Origin of the sequence: Nocardia sp. NPDC059236, assembly GCF_042754085.1 — a bacterium.
GTDB lineage: Bacteria > Actinomycetota > Actinomycetes > Mycobacteriales > Mycobacteriaceae > Nocardia.
In genome coordinates this window covers 840993-858122 of record NZ_JBHZAF010000001.1, presented here as the reverse complement: position 1 = coordinate 858122, position 17130 = coordinate 840993, and the positions used below count along the sequence as shown (strand labels likewise).

Annotated in this window: 17 protein-coding genes; 11 read left to right on the top strand and 6 right to left on the bottom strand. The window is 69.2% G+C overall.

Translation table 11 applies throughout. The features are described from left to right. Window positions 1-13: 13 nt before the first annotated feature. The gene (locus ACFXIV_RS04590) at window positions 14-2167 is read right to left on the bottom strand and encodes an MMPL family transporter (RefSeq protein WP_379401896.1); all 2154 of its coding nucleotides are present in this window, start codon (window positions 2165-2167) and stop codon (window positions 14-16) included. A 164-nt stretch (window positions 2168-2331) separates the two neighbouring features. Between ACFXIV_RS04590 and mptB the strand changes: the two genes are divergently transcribed. From mptB to ACFXIV_RS04560, 6 genes are all read left to right on the top strand, one after another. Next, window positions 2332-4014, top strand: a complete 1683-nt coding sequence (mptB, locus tag ACFXIV_RS04585; RefSeq protein WP_379401895.1) for a polyprenol phosphomannose-dependent alpha 1,6 mannosyltransferase MptB — start codon at window positions 2332-2334, stop codon at window positions 4012-4014. After that, window positions 4011-4943 carry an ABC transporter ATP-binding protein gene (locus tag ACFXIV_RS04580; RefSeq protein WP_354846689.1) on the top strand — a complete coding sequence of 311 codons (933 nt, stop codon included), beginning with the start codon at window positions 4011-4013 and terminating at the stop codon, window positions 4941-4943. Before mptB ends, ACFXIV_RS04580 begins: the two co-directional genes overlap by 4 nt. Beyond that, window positions 4940-5722, top strand: a complete 783-nt coding sequence (locus ACFXIV_RS04575; protein WP_379401894.1) for an ABC transporter permease — start codon at window positions 4940-4942, stop codon at window positions 5720-5722. Before ACFXIV_RS04580 ends, ACFXIV_RS04575 begins: the two co-directional genes overlap by 4 nt. A gap of 110 nt (window positions 5723-5832) precedes the next feature. Further along, window positions 5833-6810 (top strand): heme A synthase, encoded by a 978-nt coding sequence (locus ACFXIV_RS04570; protein ID WP_379401893.1) that lies wholly within the window; start codon window positions 5833-5835, stop codon window positions 6808-6810. A 52-nt stretch (window positions 6811-6862) separates the two neighbouring features. Beyond that, window positions 6863-7054, top strand: coding sequence for a hypothetical protein (locus ACFXIV_RS04565; protein ID WP_379401892.1), 192 nt, complete (start codon window positions 6863-6865; stop codon window positions 7052-7054). A 209-nt stretch (window positions 7055-7263) separates the two neighbouring features. Then, the gene (locus ACFXIV_RS04560; protein WP_379401891.1) at window positions 7264-8415 is read left to right on the top strand and encodes a serine hydrolase domain-containing protein; all 1152 of its coding nucleotides are present in this window, start codon (window positions 7264-7266) and stop codon (window positions 8413-8415) included. 116 nt (window positions 8416-8531) lie between these two features. Here ACFXIV_RS04560 and ACFXIV_RS04555 read toward each other — a convergent pair whose 3' ends face one another. After that, window positions 8532-9080 carry a TetR/AcrR family transcriptional regulator gene (locus tag ACFXIV_RS04555; protein ID WP_379401890.1) on the bottom strand — a complete coding sequence of 183 codons (549 nt, stop codon included), beginning with the start codon at window positions 9078-9080 and terminating at the stop codon, window positions 8532-8534. Window positions 9081-9254: 174 nt separating this feature from the next. Here ACFXIV_RS04555 and ACFXIV_RS04550 point away from each other — a divergent pair, with 174 nt between their 5' ends. Next, entirely contained in the window at window positions 9255-10070 is an 816-nt protein-coding gene (locus ACFXIV_RS04550; RefSeq protein WP_379401889.1) for an alpha/beta fold hydrolase, read from the top strand. 153 nt (window positions 10071-10223) lie between these two features. Further along, window positions 10224-11189 carry a DUF1152 domain-containing protein gene (locus ACFXIV_RS04545; RefSeq protein WP_379401888.1) on the top strand — a complete coding sequence of 322 codons (966 nt, stop codon included), beginning with the start codon at window positions 10224-10226 and terminating at the stop codon, window positions 11187-11189. A gap of 112 nt (window positions 11190-11301) precedes the next feature. On the opposite strand, the gene ACFXIV_RS04540 is transcribed toward ACFXIV_RS04545, so the two are convergent. Beyond that, window positions 11302-12069 (bottom strand): hypothetical protein, encoded by a 768-nt coding sequence (locus ACFXIV_RS04540; protein WP_379401887.1) that lies wholly within the window; start codon window positions 12067-12069, stop codon window positions 11302-11304. A gap of 430 nt (window positions 12070-12499) precedes the next feature. Here ACFXIV_RS04540 and ACFXIV_RS04535 point away from each other — a divergent pair, with 430 nt between their 5' ends. Then, window positions 12500-12886, top strand: coding sequence for a hypothetical protein (locus ACFXIV_RS04535; RefSeq protein WP_379401886.1), 387 nt, complete (start codon window positions 12500-12502; stop codon window positions 12884-12886). Between the two features lie 6 nt (window positions 12887-12892). On the opposite strand, the gene ACFXIV_RS04530 is transcribed toward ACFXIV_RS04535, so the two are convergent. Beyond that, window positions 12893-13765 carry a class I SAM-dependent methyltransferase gene (locus tag ACFXIV_RS04530; RefSeq protein WP_379401885.1) on the bottom strand — a complete coding sequence of 291 codons (873 nt, stop codon included), beginning with the start codon at window positions 13763-13765 and terminating at the stop codon, window positions 12893-12895. Between the two features lie 7 nt (window positions 13766-13772). Then, a complete protein-coding gene (locus ACFXIV_RS04525; protein ID WP_379401884.1) occupies window positions 13773-14297 on the bottom strand; it encodes a cupin domain-containing protein in 525 nt (174 codons plus the stop codon). Window positions 14298-14467: 170 nt separating this feature from the next. On the opposite strand from ACFXIV_RS04525, the gene ACFXIV_RS04520 reads away from it, so the two are divergent. Continuing rightward, window positions 14468-15376, top strand: coding sequence for a sigma-70 family RNA polymerase sigma factor (locus ACFXIV_RS04520; protein WP_379401883.1), 909 nt, complete (start codon window positions 14468-14470; stop codon window positions 15374-15376). 171 nt (window positions 15377-15547) lie between these two features. Here ACFXIV_RS04520 and ACFXIV_RS04515 read toward each other — a convergent pair whose 3' ends face one another. Next, on the bottom strand, window positions 15548-16396 hold the full coding sequence (locus tag ACFXIV_RS04515; protein ID WP_379401882.1) for a class I SAM-dependent methyltransferase: 849 nt from the start codon (window positions 16394-16396) through the stop codon (window positions 15548-15550). Window positions 16397-16467: 71 nt separating this feature from the next. Between ACFXIV_RS04515 and ACFXIV_RS04510 the strand changes: the two genes are divergently transcribed. Further along, window positions 16468-17058: a TetR/AcrR family transcriptional regulator gene (locus ACFXIV_RS04510; RefSeq protein WP_379401881.1), complete on the top strand. Its 591-nt coding sequence runs from the start codon at window positions 16468-16470 to the stop codon at window positions 17056-17058. The last annotated feature ends 72 nt before the right edge of the window (window positions 17059-17130 follow it).

Here is a 17130-nt window from a genome sequence, read left to right as displayed (position 1 = left end):
ACGACCCCACCCGTCAGTGCGCGAAGCTGATGTCCGGCAGCACCCTGCGCAGCCAGCGCGGCGACCACCAGGCGGCGTGCCCGGTCAGGCGCAGCAGCACCGGCAGCAGGATCAGGCGGATCAGCACGGCGTCCAGCAGGACGGCGACACCGAGAATGATGCCCATCTCCTTCGGCGGCAGCGGATCGGCCAGGGCGAAGGTGAAGAACACCGCCACCATGACCGCCGCCGCGGCCGCGATCACCCGGCCCGAGTGGGCGATGCCGTCGATGTGGGCCACCTCCGGATCACCCGAGCGCTCGTAGTGCTCCTTCGCCGTGGCCAGCAGGAAGACCGTGTAGTCCATGGCGATGGCGAAGATCATGGCGAAGAAGAACACCGGACCCCAGCCGTCCAGGAAGCCCTGCGGCGTGAAACCGAGCAGGCCCGCGCCGTGGCCGTCCTGGAAGACCAGCTTCGCCACACCGAACGCCGCCGCGGTCGACAGCAGGCTCACACCCGCTCCGAGCAGGGCGATCAGCGGGGCGCGCAGGGCGACCAGCAGGAGCAGGAAGCCCAGCACCAGGATGATGCCGACCACCAGGGGCAGGTAGTCGTTCAGGGCCTGCTGGAGGTCCAGGTTCTCGGCGACCGCGCCGCCGACCAGCGCACCCGCGGGGAGCGCGGCGCGCAGCGAATGGACGATATCGCCCATGGCCGGATCCGAGGGGTCGACCGTCGGGGTCGCCTGGAGCATGACCAGGCCGCTGTCGTCGGCGGCGGGCTGCGGCGGGGTGACCATCGCGATCCGATTGTCCGAGGCCGCGATTCGCTGCACGTCCGCGCCGTCGGAGGCGGGGGCCACGATTTGCAGCATGCCGGGCGCACCCGGGCCGAATTCGCGCTGGACCAGCTCGTAGCCCTGTCGCACGGACGCGTCCGCGGGCACCACCTGGATGGACGGCATGGCCACCTTCAGGCTCGTCACCGGAATCGCGAGCGCGATCAGCACCAGCAGGGAGCCGATGGCGAACGGCCACGGGTGGCGGTGCAGCAGTTGTCCCCACTTCGCGAAGACCGGCGAACGATGCTGCTGCCGGGCCACGTACGGCAGCGAGCCCGCGTTCACGCGCCGGCCCAGCGCGCCGAGCACGGCAGGCAGCAGGGTCAGCGTCGCCAGCAGCACGAACGAGACCGCGAACATGATGCCGACCGCCATGGTCCGCACCGCGGGCGCGGGCACCACGAGCACGGCCGACAGGCTCACCAGCACGGTCAGGCCCGAGAGCAGCACCGCCTTGCCGGCGGTCGCCATGGTGACGGCGACGGCGGTGCGCGGTGGCGTGTCACCGCGAACAGCGTCGCGGAAGCGGGAGACCAGGAACAACGCGTAGTCGATACCCAGCGCCAGCGCGAACATCATGGCGAAGTTCATGGCCCACACCGAGATCGGCGTGACATGGTTCAGCAACACCAGACCGCCCGCCGAGGCGACGAGGCCGGTGAGCGTCAGCAGCAGCGGCAGTCCGGCCGCCACCAGCGAGCCGAAGGCCAGCACCATGATCGCCAATGTGACCGGCCACGAGAACATCTCGGCCTTCATCATGGCCTCGTGATTGGCCTTGTTGAAGTCGCTCCACAGCGCCGAGGCGCCGGTCGGATAGATCTCGAAGCCGTCGGATGAGAGGGCCTGCAGTTTCGGGCCGACGTCGGTGACCGCGGCGACCATCTCGTCGGTGTTCGCATTCGCGCCCGCCAGCAGGATGCCGGTGTGGCCGTCGCGGCTGACCGACTGTCCCGGCACGGGTGCGACGATCGCGCCGAATCGGCTGTCGGCCTGCAGGATTCCGGTGAGATCCCCCACCAGGCGTTGCGCCTGCGGACCGTCCATGGTCGCGGTGTCCGAATGGATCACCACCTGCACCGCCGCGGCCGAGTTGCCACCGAAGTGCTCTTGCGCGAGTTCGCGGACCCGCACGGACTCTGATCCATTGGCCTGCCAGCCCGCCCCCGCGAGCGAGTCGAACACCGTGGGCGCGGCCGCACCGAGGGCGACCGACAGGATCAACCAGAAGCCGAACACCCAGCGGGCGTGATCGGCCATGCGGGCCCCGAGGCGGCCCAGCAGACCGCCGGGGGCGGTCGTGATCGGAGAAGCGTCGGCGACGCCGACTGTGGTACTTCGCATCTGACTTCCTTCCATACCCCCTGGGGTATGTCACGACTATACCCCCCGGGGTATCAATGGCAAGTGTGGGTGCCGATCGGCAACTCGCGAGCACATCGGGCGAACCCGCGCTACGGCCATGCGATCGGCGTCCGACCCGCGGCTCCGGACTAGGCTTCGCAGCTGTGGCGGTAGTGGAAGGCGCGCGGCGCAGAGTCATCGATATCGGACGCCGGGCCCTGGGCCTGGACGTTCCCGCCGCCGATCACACCGTCGCCGTCCTGCACGGCGTCGACGCCGACCGGCCCGGCCTGGACCGGCGCGAAACCCTGCAATTGATGCGGATCCGGCTGCTCGGCGCGACCGGGGCCGTGATCATGGCGGTGTCCGCGCTGGGTGTCGGAGCCCAACCGGTGCACCAGAATCCGATCTCCGGCATGCGGGTGCTCGGGTTCTTCGCACGGGCCGGCACCTCGACGCTGGCCATGTGCATGATCGGCACCATCCTGGTGATCATGGCGTGGCTGCTGCTGGGCCGCTTCGCCGTCGGCGGCTGGGGCGGGGATCCACGCCACCGGCTCAGCCGCTCGCAGATGGATCGGACGCTGCTGCTGTGGATCATTCCGCTCAGCGTCGCACCGCCCATGTTCAGCAACGACGTCTATTCGTACCTGGCACAGAGCGAAATCGCCGCCCGGGGCATGGACCCGTATTCGGTCGGCCCGGTGGCCGGGCTCGGGCTCAACAATGTGCTCACCAACAATGTCCCCACCATCTGGCGGGACACCTCCGCGCCCTACGGGCCGCTGTTCCTGTGGATGGGACGCGGCATCGCGCAGATCACCGGCGACAACATCCTTCTCGGGGTGTGGATGCATCGGTTGCTGGCATTGGCGGGCGTGGCATTGATGGTATGGGCGCTGCCGCGACTGTCGCGACGCTGCGGAATCGCGGGGGTGAGCGCGCTGTGGCTGGGCGCGGCCAACCCGCTGGTGCTGTTCCACCTGGTCGGCGGCGTGCACAATGACGCGCTCATGCTCGGGCTGATGCTGGCGGGCCTGGAATTCTGCCTGCGCGCCATCGACGATTGCCCGCAGTTCAATCAAAGGGCTTGGGCGCTGCTGGTTTTCGGTGCCGTGCTGATCACGTTGTCCTCGTCAGTGAAGATCATCTCCCTGGTGAGCCTCGGATTCGTGGGCATGGCGCTGGCGCGGCGGTGGGGAGGCGGGCTCAAACCGGTACTCGTCGCCGGCGGTGTACTCGGTGTCATCGCCGTGGTCACGACACTTTCGGTCAGCTATGCCAGCGGACTCGGATTCGGCTGGGTCAATACCGTCGGCACCGCCACCTCCGTGCGCAGTTACCTGTCGCTGCCGACCGCCGTCGGAATCATCACCGGATTCGGCGGCGTGCTGCTCGGGCTCGGCGATCACACCACCGCCCTGCTCGACATCACCCGACCCATCGCGGAGCTCGTGGCGGCCTTCGTGACCATCCGCATGCTCATCGCCGCCTGGACCGGGCGCTTGAATGCGATCGGCGCGCTGGGTGTTTCACTCGGCGCGATCGTGCTGCTGTTCCCGGTGGTGCAACCCTGGTACCTGCTGTGGGCGATCGTGCCCCTCGCCGCGTGGGCCAACCGGCCCGCGTTCCGGGTACCGGCGGTGGTGCTGTCGGTCGTGGTGTCGGTGATGGTCATGCCGCGCGGCGCGGACTTCTACGTCTTCCAGATCGTCGAATCCGCCATCGCCACCGTGATCGTGGGCCTGTCGCTGATCTTCCTCACCCGAAATGTGCTGCCGTGGCGCAATCAGCCGGGGGTGTCGGCTCGGTCACAGCAGCCCACGCCTTACGGTGTCTCATCGTGACCGCAGCTTCCGGACCCGCCGTACGCGTCGACGGCGTCGTGAAACGCTACGGCGAGACCACCGCGGTCGACGGCATCAGCTTCGATATCGAACGCGCACAGGTGCTGGCCCTGCTCGGACCCAATGGCGCCGGCAAGACCACCACCACCGAGATGTGCGAAGGCTTCGTGACTCCCGACGCCGGGACCGTGCGGGTGCTGGGCCTGGACCCGATCGCCGACTCCGATCAGCTCCGACCGCGCATCGGCGTGATGCTGCAGGGCGGCGGCGCGTATCCGGGGTCCAAGGCCGGGGAGATGCTCGATCTCGTCGCCTCCTATTCGGCGAACCCGCTGGACCCGGCCTGGCTGCTGGACACGCTCGGACTGAAAGACGCTCGGCGGACGCCGTATCGGCGGCTCTCGGGCGGGCAGCAGCAGCGGCTCGCGCTGGCGTGCGCGCTGGTCGGGCGGCCGGAGATCGTGTTCCTCGACGAGCCGACCGCCGGATTGGACGCGCAGGCACGGCATCTGGTGTGGGAGCTCATCGACGCGCTGCGCCGCGACGGGGTCAGCGTGCTGCTGACCACGCACATGATGGACGAGGCCGAGCAGCTGGCCGATCAGCTGGTGATCATCGACCACGGGCAGGTCGTCGCGCAGGGCACGCCCGCCGAGGTCACCTCGCACGGAGCCGAGGGCCGGCTGGCGTTCACCGCACCACCCAAACTCGACCTGTCGCTACTGGAAGCCGCACTGCCCGAAGGGTTCACCCCGCGCGAGACCGCGCCCGGTTCGTACCTGCTGCAGGGCGACATCACCCCGCAGGTGCTGGCCACCATGACCGCGTGGTGCGCGCGAATCGACGTGCTGCCCACCGACATTCGCATCGACCAGCGCCGGCTGGAAGACGTGTTCCTCGAACTGACCGGGCGGGAGCTCCGCGGATGACCGAGACCGTGAACCGATTCGCGCCGGGCACCTTCTCCCCCGCGCCGCAGCCGACCACACGCGCCAAGATGCTGGCGGCGCAGACGCGCATGGAGCTGATCCTGTTGCTGCGCAACGGGGAACAGCTGCTGCTGACCATGTTCATTCCGATCACGCTGCTGATCGGGCTGACCCTGCTGCCGATGAGCGGGCTCGGCGAGCACCGGGTGGACCGGGTGGTGCCCGCGGTGATGATGGTGGCGATCATGTCGACCGCGTTCACCGGGCAGGCGATCGCCGTCGGCTTCGATCGGCGATACGGGGCATTGAAGCGCCTCGGGGCGACGCCGCTGCCGCGGTGGGGCATTGTCGCGGGCAAGTGCTCGGCGGTGCTGATCGTGGTGGTGCTGCAGTCGATCCTGCTGGGGGCCATCGGGTTCGCGCTCGGCTGGCGGCCGTCGCTGACCGGGCTGCTGCTGGGCGCGGTGGTGATCGCGCTCGGGACGGCGACCTTCGCGGCGCTGGGCCTGCTGCTGGGCGGGACGCTCAAGGCCGAGGTGGTGCTGGCGCTCGCCAACATTCTGTGGTTCGTCATGCTCGGGACCGCGAGCCTGGTGTTCATGTCCGACGACCTGCCGCACGCGGTGAGCCTGATCGCGCGGATCATTCCGTCCGGGGCGCTGTCGGAGTGCCTGGAGCAGGCGATGCGCACCAGCATCGACTGGTACGGGCTCGCGGTGCTGGCCGGCTGGGGCGGGCTCGCGGGGTGGCTGGCCACCCGGTTCTTCAAGTTCGATTGAGGCCGTCCGGGCGGCGGTCACCTCGAAAGTTCGCGCCCGCCCAGGTGTTTAACGACACGTTGTAGTAGGGCCGGTGACGGGGCGAAATGCGGCCCCGTTACCATCGGTGCGTGCTGTCTCGCGCCTTCCAGCGACTTGCCGACCTGTTCCCGATGCCTTCCCTGCGGGTGCAGCGACTCCTCGCCTTCCTGGTCATCCTGTCCCAGGCCGGAATCTCGGTGACCGGCGCGGTCGTCCGCGTCACCGCGTCGGGCCTGGGCTGCCCCACCTGGCCGCAGTGCTTCCCCGGCAGCTTCGTGCCGACCGCGGTGGCCGAGGTGCCGGTGCTGCACCAGGTGGTCGAATTCAGCAACCGCATGCTCACTTTCGTGGTGTCGCTGGCCGCGGCGGCCATCGTGCTCGCGGTCACCCGGGCGCGGCGGCGGCGCGAGGTCCAGGTGTACGCGTGGCTGATGCCCGGCGGCACCGTGCTGCAGGCCGTGATCGGCGGGATCACCGTGCGCACCGGGCTGCTGTGGTGGACGGTCGCGGTGCACCTGCTGGCGTCCATGCTGATGGTGTGGCTGGCGACGCTGCTGTGGGCCAAGGTCGGGGAACCCGACGACGGTATCGACACGGTTCAGGTTCCCAAGCCGCTGCGGCTGCTGACCGCCCTGTCCGGTCTGGCTCTCACCGGAACGCTGATCGCGGGCACCCTGGTCACCGGCGCGGGTCCGCACGCGGGCGACAAGAGCGTCGAGAAGCCGGTCGAACGCCTGCAGGTCGAGATCGTCACGCTGGTCCATCTGCACGCCGAACTCCTGGTCGCCTACCTGGCCCTGCTCGTCGGCCTCGCCTGCGGCCTGGCCGCGGTCGGCATGAACAAGACCATCCGCAACCGCCTCATCCTGGTGATCGCCCTGGTCTGCTCCCAGGCCCTGGTCGGCATCGTCCAGTACTTCACCCACGTGCCCGCCGCCCTGGTCGCCGTCCACGTCGGCGGCGCCGCCGCCTGCACCGCCGCCACCGCCGCCCTCTGGGCCGCCATGCGCACCCGCGAACCCCTCCCCACCTCGGCCCCGGCGCCCGCGGACAAGGCCGCCGCCTGAATCGGTCGGCGGCTCCGCACCGCCGTCGACCGCACCCGGCAGGATGTCCTGTGTGCCCGAGCTACTCGACGACGCCCACCTGGAACAGACTGCGGTAGTCGCGAACTCCGCCATGAACCGCGACCGCCTCACCTGCAACGGCCGGGCCCTCCCCCGGTGGGAATTCACCTACGCCGGCGCCGATGCCCACGCCGGCCCGAACTACACCGGCCAAGACGCCGTCGCCTCTCATTACCGGCTCTGACGGTGATCTCGCCCCCCTACGACGGGACAGCGGGTTTTCCCTGACCAGCGCTACGCCTCAGGGATGAGCTCGGGTGAGCGCTGCGGGTGATGCCCGGATCGCGGCTCGGAGCTACCATCCGGTTATCGACCTCCGCGAGTTGCGAATCCGGCGGCGCAGCAGCGCGTTCCGGCCGAGCGCTCGTGGCCACTACGCCAGAAGGGGAGCATATGAGGCTCGTTCGCCGGATTGCCGCTGCGGTCGCGGTCGCCGCAGTGGTCTGCGCGGTGGGGGCCTGCGGTGATGATGCGGCGCGACAGCCGGGAGGGCCGTTGTCGGCCGATGCGCGTGCGGAGGTCGGGCGCGCCCTGGACGCGGCCGTGGCGGCGGGAGTTCCCGGGGTGCAGGTGGTCGTGACCGAGCACGACCGGGAGTGGAGTGCGACCTCGGGTGTCGGTGACGTCGCTACCGGCGCGGCCTTTCCGCGGAGCGCGCATGTGCGAGTCGGCAGCAATACCAAGGCGTTCGTCGCGACCGTCATGATGCAGCTCGTCGCGGAGGGTGCGGTGGATGTGGGCGCGCCTGTCGAGCGTTACCTGCCCGGCGTCGTTCAGGGTGCGGGCATCGACGGCAACCGGATCACGGTCCGGAATCTCATGCAGCACACCAGCGGTCTGCCCGAGTATCTGGAACTGCCCGAGCTGCAAGGTAATTCGCCCGATCTGCTGACCATGCACTTCGACACGGCGGACCTGGTCCGTCGCGCCATGACCCTGCCCGCGGACTTCGAGCCGGGCGCGAAAGCCGAATACAGCAATACCAACTACCTCATCGTCGGCATGATCGTGGAACGCGTGACCGGGCACCCGGTGGGCGAGGAAGTCACGCACCGCGTCATCGACCGGCTGGGGCTGCGCGACACCTACTTCCCGGCCGCCGGCGACACCGACCTCCGCAGTCCCCACCCGCAGGGCTACGAGGCGGTCGACGGGAAACCGACCGACGTCACCCGATTCGATCCGTCGTGGGCGGGCAGCGCCGGTGCGCTGATCTCCACCGGCTCCGATGCGAATCGGTTCTTCGGTGCGCTCCTCACCGGGAACCTGCTGCCCCCGGCCCAGGTGGCCGCCATGCGGACCGATCCGAAACCGCTGACCAACCGCCCGGGTTACTCGTACGGCCTCGGATTGACCACCACCCCCGCACCGTGTGGCATACAGGTGTGGGGACACGGCGGTTCCGTCCCCGGCTTCCGAACCTTCAACGCCGTCACCCCGGACGGCCGCGCGGTCACCCTCATCGCCAATCTCCGGCCCTCGGATCCCACCGTCACCGCTGCCCTCCAGAAGGCGTTCGACACCGCGCTCTGCGCAGCCGACTGAGCCCGGAGCCGATCGGGCGCGCGCCGCACAGCGCAAGAGCCACACTCAGGATCGCAGAGAGTTTGGCTCGTGCAGGGTGGACCACCGTGGGGGGCGAAAATGGGGCCGGGCGGGTCTCAGGCGGGGAGGAACCGCCTCAGGGCGTTTCGCACCGAACTCTGCTCGTGGCCGGCCTGCAATTCCAGCAGGGCGGCTTCGGCGACCAAGCCGACCCACAACCGGGCGGCTGCCTCCGGGTGCGGCCAGCCCAGGACCTCGAAATCGGGTTCGATCAGCGCGGCGTTGTCGGTGTTGCGAGCCGTCACCTCGTCCACGATCAGAGGTTCGGCTCGGGCTTCGAGGAGCAGGGCCTTGACGCCGCGGTCGCGCAGGCAGGCGTCGAGGTAGGCGGTGGATCCGGCCAGGAGACGGTCCAGGCCCGGGGCGAGACCGGAGGTGGCGGAGTCGATTACGGCCTGCAGGCGCTCGTGGAATTCGCGATGCAGGGCCAGCAGGTAGTTGGCGCGGGTGCCGAAATGATGGAAGAACGTGCCTTTCGAGACGCCGAGCTCGGCCACCAGGACGTTCACACTCACACCGCCGAGTCCCAGCCGCTCGGCCAGCAGCAGGCCGCTGTCGACGAGCGCGGCGCGGGTGCGCGCGGCGGAATCCTCCCGCAGATTCATCAGATTCAACCCTCACCGGGCGCCGCGCCGGCTCGCCCTGCATTGCGCGACAGGCGATTCGGCGTCCCCCTTGCGTGTGTTTCGGACCGATTGTATGGTCACATCATACTTGACCGACCGACTGGTCAGTGAACGACCGATCGGTCACCACAATCGAATGAAGGGTTGTTGCGTATGCACATCATGCGCACGTCGGCCGGACGACTGGCCTACGAAGACATCGGCACAGGGCCCACCGTGGTCCTGCTGCACGCCACCCTGCACGACCACCACGACTTCGATCCGATCCTCCCGGCATTGGCCGCGGAGCATCGGGTGATCGCCATCGATTGGCCGGGACACGGTGCGTCCGAACCGAATTCGACCATCACCGCCGCCGGGATCGCCGACACGCTCGCCGAGGTGGTCACCGCACTCGAGCTGGATCACGCCGTGTTCATCGGCAGTTCGGTCGGCGGATTCGCGGCAGCCTGCCTGGCGCTGGAACAACCCGCGCGCGTCGCCGGGCTCGTCCTCGTCAACACCGGCGGCTTCGTCCGGCAGACGCCGCTGACCCGGGCCTACTGCAACCTCTACGGCTCCGCTCTGGTGGCCCGCCGCTGGCTCCCGCACAGCATCCGCAACTACATGAAACCCGTGACCCCGCACGACGACGCCGTCGTAGAGCGCGCGATCCGCGTGGCAGGCACCGACATCGGCCGCACCACCTACTCCGCCCTGTGGCACAGCTTCAACGATCCCCGCTACGACCTCACCGGCCGCGCAACCGAAATCGCGGCACCGACCCTGATCGTGTGGGGCCGCCGCGACCCGGTCCTCCCCCTCCGCTACGGCAGGAAAGCCCACGCCCTGATCCCCGGCTCCGAGCTCCAGGTCCTCCCCACCGGCCACCTGCCCTTCTCCTCCGCCCCTGAGCAGTTCCTGGACCTCGTCCGCCCATTCATCGAATCCGCATACGCGACACCGGGAGCCAGCCCGTCGACGAAATGAAGTGCGGCACCCATCAAGATCTGGGCCTCGGAGGCGAGATCGGCGAGCTCATGGATGAGCAGCGGAGTCGCACAGTCGAATTCGGGGATGACGGTCGGCTGATCCGCCCGCGAGATCGGGCACGGACGGCGGAAGTGCTGAATACTTCGACGGATGGGTGCGCTCTCGCTGTTCGACACACCGGCACTGCATCGACTGCGGGATTGCGAGCGGGTCCTGGTCGCTGGAGCCGGGGGCGGGTTCGACGTGCTCAGTGGCTTGCCGATGGCGTTCGCGCTACAGGAGCAGGGCAAGTCGGTGGTGCTGGCGAATCTCACGTTCACACCGGTCACGCGGACCACGGCCCGGCAGGTCGCGCCCGGGCTGTTCGACATCGATGCGGAGACCGCGGGTGCGGACGCGTACTTTCCGGAGAAGCACCTCGCGGTGTGGTTGCGCGACAACGGCTTTCCGGATCGGGTGTTCCTGATTCGCAAGGGTGGGCCCGCCGATGTCCGGGCGGCCTACGCGTGGTTGGCTCGCGAACGCCGGCTCGACGGGTTGGTGTTGGTCGATGGGGGTACGGATCTCCTGATGACCGGTGATGAAGCCGGATTGGGTACACCGGTCGAGGATGTGACCAGCCTGTTGGCGGCGCAGGCGCTCGACCTGCCCGTCAAGCTGGCCGTTTGTGTCGGGTTCGGCGTCGATGCCCACCATGGTGTCTGCCACGCGCATTTCCTGGAAAACGTTGCCGCACTTGCCCGACTCGGCGCATATCACGGCGTCTTCGCTCTCACCCCCGGCATCGCGGCCGTCGATGCCTGGCTGACGGCCGTCGACTGGGTTCAGCAGCACACCCCGGGTAAGGAGAGCATCGTCTGCGCGTCGATCACCGACGCCGCCCGCGGCGAATTCGGTGATCACCACTCCCTGGCCCGCACCCGCGCCCAAAGTGCCGAACTCTTCATCAATCCCCTCATGTCGATGGTCTGGGGATTCGACCTGGACGCCGTCGCCGAGCGGGTGCTCTACCGAGACGACATCGCCCACGCCACAACACCATTCGAAGTCGCTGCGGCAATCGAAGCATTCCGCGACCGCACACCCCTGCGGCCCCGTCGAACAATCCCCGTATGACGAGCGAAGTCCCGGTTCACCAGAACAGCCGATGGGTCGATGGCCCCCAGGCGATCACCTGGTAGCGCCAATGGCCGGCGCTCGAGCATCAGCACCGCGCTGAGGGCTCGGGTTACGACTCGCCGCCGGTGGCGGGTCGGCGGAGGAAACGACGGCGCCACCGGCCCGTACCTCGCGACGCGCGGAACGATGCTCTCGGGTCATCGGCCAGGTCAAGCCACGGATTGCCCGCGAGGGTCGGCGCGGGCCGTGCGGATCGCGCCCCGGCGGCCGGGCTCGGTGATGGTGCGGCGCAGGCAAAGCCCTCGGCGGCAAGATCCGCGAAGGAGACGGTATCGGCAAGGTTGAGGGCGCGCAGCAGGGCGTGGACCTGCTCCGCAGTCCAGACGGGCGGGCGGCGGGCGGCGCGGATGTAGAACCACAAGCGCAGATCGGACAGGGTGCCCACCCGGACGTCGATGCCCGTGGGCATCCAGGTCGTGGCCAGAGTGAGGGTGTGCCCGTCGGGCGGGGTCACCAGCACCAGGCCGGAGACGAACGTGTCGCCGATGCGGTCCTGGCGGGTCAGGTTCTTCAGGTTGACGGTGCCCGCGCTCACCCGGTCCAGCGGGTTGGTGTCGTTGCGCCGCACGTGCACCGGAGGACCCTCGATGGCGGAGTGCGTCCACGGGCCGTCGGCCGGGCACGTCATCTGGCCGTCGACCGGTTCGGTGAGGCCCTCGACCTGGATCACCACGCACAGCTGGGGTGTGATGATCACCAGGTCGGCCTCGGTGGCGTTGCTGGAGGTGCCGGGGCGCCGGTCGGGGATGTAGCACCCCGAGATGGCGATGCCGCCGATCCTGTAGTCGCCGTTCCAGATCCGCAGCCAGTCCGGCACTTCCTTCTGGTCCCCGGAACTCGGCTTCCATCGCCGTTGATGACCAGCATTCGCGTACCCCCCTGCTCGCGTGGCGGCACCGAAATCAGCGCCGTCACAACACGATATCCACGCCCACCGACACCGGAAGCAGGTCGGCGCGCTCGGCCTGCCGCGAATCACGTTGCGGCTCAGCTCAGAACGAGCATGTGGCTATGCCTCACGGATTGCGAAGAACGGACTCGCGAGATCGCGATTGGGCACGTGGATATCTCGGTGCCCGCGGTGCGGGAACGGCTGGGCCTGATCGCTGCCGATCCGATGGAAGGGGACGACAATCGCCGGGTCGCGGCGACAAGGATTTCATAAGAGTCCCGCTGGGTGCGGTGGATAACTTCGTCTCATCCAATCAGCCATTCGGGCGGTGGAATTCAAACGGAGGTCAGGCATCATGTGGAACGTTCCCAACGGCGGACGTGGTCTGGTGGCGAAGGCAGCGGCACCGGTGGCCGCTGCTGCGGTCGGGGTGGCGGCCATCGTGCTGGCCGCGGCACCGGCCCAGGCTCAGTCCAATCATCCGAATTCGTGCATCGTGGTGCAGAACCACGCCGGCCGCACCACCACGGTGACCATGAACTACCCGGCGGGCTACAACGGGTCCTGGACGATCTACCCGAACGATCTGAGCCTGCTGCTGTACAACGGTGAGCCGGTGCAGTCGCCGACGGGTGATTTCAACATTCAGAAGGACTCGGACCTGCAGACGGTGTGGAACTACGACCCGAACCGCGACACCAACCGCGGTTGCAACGGCTCCTGGGTCGTCACGCTGAACTGACCAGGGTCAGCGCCGATCGGCGATGACGATGTGACCGCCGGCGCGGACCGACGTGCGTTTGCCCTCGATTCCCGCCTCGATGGCGACCGATTGCAGGTCGCGGTCGTCGGTGACGGAGAAGCCGCGCTCGGCGAGCACTGCGGCCATCGCCTCGGGGGTCCAGCTCGAACGCTGCGGTTCACCGGCCATGGGATTGGTGCGGCCGGACACGGACAGCAACAGCTCCATGGCCTTGCGGCCGTAGTGGTGCGCCCGATTGGGGGTCGGGTAGGTGATGATCAGGCGGCTGCCGGGGGCACTGCGCTTCGCCACCTCGGAGACGGTCTCGGCGACCTCGGCGGGCGTCAGGTAGGGGACGACGCCCTCCCAGATCCAGGTGGTGGGCCGGGTCTCGTCGTGGCCGGCCGTGGTGAGGGCGGCCCCGAGGGAGTCCCTACCGAAATCGACCGGGACGAAACGGACGTCCGCGAGGGCTTCCCGCTCCCCGAGCCGTTCCCGCTTCTCGGTCTGGGACGCCGGATGATCCACCTCGAACACGGCGACTCCCGCCAGTTCGGGCATGCGCCAGGCGCGCGCGTCCAGCCCCGCGCCCAGAATCACCAGCTGCGGATGCGCACTCTCCCGCACCGCCTCGTCGATGGCGACCGTGCGGGCCGCCAGCACTTCCGAAGTGGCGGAGAGCAATTCGTACTCCATCCGCGCGCCGAACCCCTTCGGCACCGCGCCCGCGCGCACGAGATCGACCAGTTCGCGTTCGCCGTCGACCAATAATTCGACCGCGACCGGGTCGGAGAACCGCCCGACGCCCATTCGCCCGGCCGCCACGGCGCGGCCCTGGCAGACCAGGACCGCTGTCCGGCTCGCTGCACGCTCGGTCACCGGTTCATTATCGGCGCTGCGGCCATGGTTCGACCGCCGCCGGGTCGATCCGGGATTCGCGCCAGAGCGGGCTGTCGACGAAGTGATTGTCGAAACGCTCCTGGGTGCGCAGGATTTCGAGCGGATCTCCGTCGCCGCGGCGGAGCCGCTCACCCATCCGGAAATATTCGAAGCGTTCGATGCCGGGCGTGAACACGATCAACGCATCGGCCGCCGAATCGGCGGGGGCGGCCCACGCGTGCACCATGGCGGGCGGAACCAATAGGAAATCCCCCTCGCCCATGGTGAGGATCTCCTCCCCGGCCAGCACCCGCAGCGTGCCACCCAGCAGGAAGAACAGCTCCGCGGACGTGGTGTGGAAGTGCGGCGGCGGGCCGTCGGTGCCGGCGGGCAGGACCGCGCGGTTGGCGCTGAGCTTTCCGCCGGTCATATCGTGGTCGGCATACAGGTGCACGCCCAGGCCCGGCAGCTGTTCGGCCTCGCCGGCCCGGATGAACAGGGCGCGGTCCGCGCCGGAGGGTGTGGTGGTCATGGTCGGTCTCCTCTGCCCCGGGGACCCTCCCCGGACGACAACACAGAGGCGCGGTGACCGCGAACAGTGACATGGGCGCGGGTTTCGGTGACGCGGAACACGATCCGGGCCACCATGTCACAGTTTCCGGGCCGCCCGGCTCTTCGGTGGCGAGAGAAGGGAGACGAATCATGACGGCACAGCCACCGCACGCGGCCTCCGACGAGGTCACCGCGCGCTTTCTCGACTACCGCGAACTGCTGTTCGCGGTCGGATACAACATGCTCGGCAGCGTCGCCGATACCGAAGACGTGCTGCAGGAGGCATGGCTGGCGTGGGCGGCACGGCACCGTGACCCCACCGCGGCACCGGTCGACAATGCCCGCGCCTACCTGGTCCGGGTGGTCGCCAATCACGCCCTGGCGCGGCGCACCGAGATCGGCAAACGACGCGAAACCTATGTCGGCCCTTGGCTTCCCGAACCGCTGGTCACCGCCGAGGACGAGGTGTCCGGCGTCGTGGAACGCAAGGAATCGCTGTCCATGGCGGTCCTCGTGGTCCTGGAAACCCTGTCCCCGCTGGAGCGCGCGGTCTTCGTCCTGCACGATGTGTTCGGCTTCGGCCACCCCGAGATCGCGGCCATGCTCGACCGCTCCCCCACCGCGGTCCGCCAGCTCGCCTCCCGCGCCCGCAAGCACATCCACGAGCGCCGGCCTCGCCGGCGCGACCAGCACTTCCAGGCCGGGCTGAGCGAGCGACTGGCCGAGGCCACCCTGCGCGGTGACCTCGCCACCATGCTCGAGGTCCTCGCCCCCGATGTCACCCTGTGGACCGACAGCGGCGGCGCGGGCCGGGCCCAGAGCCTGGAACCCGTCCACGGCCGCGACCGGGTCGCCGCGGTCTTCATGGCCGTGGCCGCCGACCTCCCCGCCGGGCACCTAGCCATTCGCTACCGCTGGGTGGCCGAAGACCCCTGCGTCCTGGTGTTCTCCGACGAGAGCCCCCTGGCGGCCGTCGTCGTCGACCTGGACCCGGCCGGTACCCGGATCCAGACGATCTACTCGATCACCAACCCGCACAAGCTATCCCGGATCACCTGATCGCACGCCGGACGGCCACGGCAACGGGTGCACGCGAACGGGCACGGTGAGCAGGGACCCGGCAATGCGGACGCTCCCGGACGCAGGCAGCAGGGGTCGCGGTGCACAGCCGAGCAAGTGACCGGACTGCGTCGAGCTGCTCGATCACGAACCCGCGCAGGCTTTTCCGGATCAGCTCGGTGCGACCGGGGCGGATCGGCCGGGTCGCAGTGCGGCTGTCACGACGACCGTGGCGTAGGAGGCGGTGAAGGCGCCGCCGAGGGCGTCGATCGCCGTGCCGATGCCGTCGAGGACGGCGGTGAGGGTGTCGGGTGGGGCCTGGGTGAGGGTGCCGTGGGTGGGGATCTGGTCGAGCCATTCGTCGCGGGTGTAGGTGCGGCGCCACTCGAACTGCCACTGCTCGGGGTCGGTGAAGGCTCCGGATTCGCGGATTCCCCTGGCCACCGTGTCGAGTATCGGCTGGTAGATCTCGAGGGCGGGGCGATCCGCGACCCGCGCGACGGGTGTGTCCGGCAGCAGGCGGCGATAGACCGCGGCGAAGGCCGCCGCCGCGTCGGGCGGCAGCTGGGCGAGGGGCCAGAAGGCGGCGAGCCGGCCGCCGGGACGCAGGACCTGCGCCGCCCGGGCCGTGCCCCGCACCGGATCGACCCAGTGCCAAGCGGTTCCGGCGATCACCGCGTCGAAGGTGCGGCCGGCCGGATCCCACTCCTCGAAGGTGCCGACCTCCACGTCGACGCCGGTTTCGCGAGCGAAATCGGCCATGCGGGCATCAGGTTCGACGCCGAGCACCGTACATCCGGCATCGCGGAACTGCCTGGTCGCAATACCGGTTCCGCAGCCGACGTCGAGGACGTCCTTGCCGGGGCTTGCCGCGAGGATGCGCTCGATCATGGCGGCGGGATACGCCGGGCGGGTGCGGTCATAGCGGGCGGCGTCGATACCGAACGACTCCGCGATGTGCCGGGCTCGATGGGGGCTCTGGGCTGCGGGTTCGGGGCCCGAGGGCGGTAGAGTGACCATGCGCCCACTTTAAGTGGGCACTTGCCCACTCCGCAACTGGATTGGGTCCGGCCGACGTGAAGGAGTGCGGGGTGCCCACCGGGGTGGCCATTCGGGATGCACGGGAGCAGTTGTTCGACGCGGCCGAGCGGATTCTGTTGCGGGACGGGCCGAGCGGGCTGACGAGCCGGTCCGTCACCGCCGAGGCCGGGTGCGCGAAAGGCGTGCTGCACCGGCATTTCGCAGACTTCGACGGGTTCCTCGCCGAGCTGGTCGAGGACCGGATCGTCCGGGTGGAGCGGCTCGGCGCCGCACTGCGCGACCGGGCCGGGCAGGCCACGGTGCCGGGCAATCTCACCGAGGCGCTGACCGCCGTGTTCGAGACGGTGGCGGTGGCCATCGTCAGCCTGGTCACCTATCGGGACGAGCTGCGCGCCCGGCTGCGGAAGCGCCGGCCGGTCGGCGTCCCCGTCCTGACCGAGGCCACCGAGCTGATCGCCGGATACCTCGCCGCAGAGGTCGACACCGGCCGCCTCGCGGCCACCTGCGACACCGATCTGCTCGCTCGCACGCTGATCGGATCGGGACACCTGCTCTTCGCCGACCGCACCGCGGCCCGACCCGAGACCGAGGCCGTGCACGCCATGGTGACCGCGATCCTGGGTGGAGCGCTGACGTCCTGAAACACCGAGACGCGGACGGGTGAAAGTCTCACTGCGAGACCACCCTTGACACCGTCGGGGTCGCCGGGAAAT

What these genes read in the sequence shown, in the direction of transcription:
- ACFXIV_RS04515 (WP_379401882.1), bottom strand. Translation starts at nt 16,396, where the DNA reads ATGGTCACTCTACCGCCCTCGGGCCCCGAACCCGCAGCCCAGAGCCCC.
- ACFXIV_RS04555 (WP_379401890.1), bottom strand. Translation starts at nt 9,080, where the DNA reads ATGAATCTGCGGGAGGATTCCGCCGCGCGCACCCGCGCCGCGCTCGTC.
- ACFXIV_RS04590 (WP_379401896.1), bottom strand. Translation starts at nt 2,167, where the DNA reads ATGCGAAGTACCACAGTCGGCGTCGCCGACGCTTCTCCGATCACGACC.
- ACFXIV_RS04575 (WP_379401894.1), top strand. Translation starts at nt 4,940, where the DNA reads ATGACCGAGACCGTGAACCGATTCGCGCCGGGCACCTTCTCCCCCGCG.
- ACFXIV_RS04535 (WP_379401886.1), top strand. Translation starts at nt 12,500, where the DNA reads ATGTGGAACGTTCCCAACGGCGGACGTGGTCTGGTGGCGAAGGCAGCG.
- ACFXIV_RS04520 (WP_379401883.1), top strand. Translation starts at nt 14,468, where the DNA reads ATGACGGCACAGCCACCGCACGCGGCCTCCGACGAGGTCACCGCGCGC.
- ACFXIV_RS04545 (WP_379401888.1), top strand. Translation starts at nt 10,224, where the DNA reads ATGGGTGCGCTCTCGCTGTTCGACACACCGGCACTGCATCGACTGCGG.
- ACFXIV_RS04560 (WP_379401891.1), top strand. Translation starts at nt 7,264, where the DNA reads ATGAGGCTCGTTCGCCGGATTGCCGCTGCGGTCGCGGTCGCCGCAGTG.
- ACFXIV_RS04550 (WP_379401889.1), top strand. Translation starts at nt 9,255, where the DNA reads ATGCACATCATGCGCACGTCGGCCGGACGACTGGCCTACGAAGACATC.
- ACFXIV_RS04525 (WP_379401884.1), bottom strand. Translation starts at nt 14,297, where the DNA reads ATGACCACCACACCCTCCGGCGCGGACCGCGCCCTGTTCATCCGGGCC.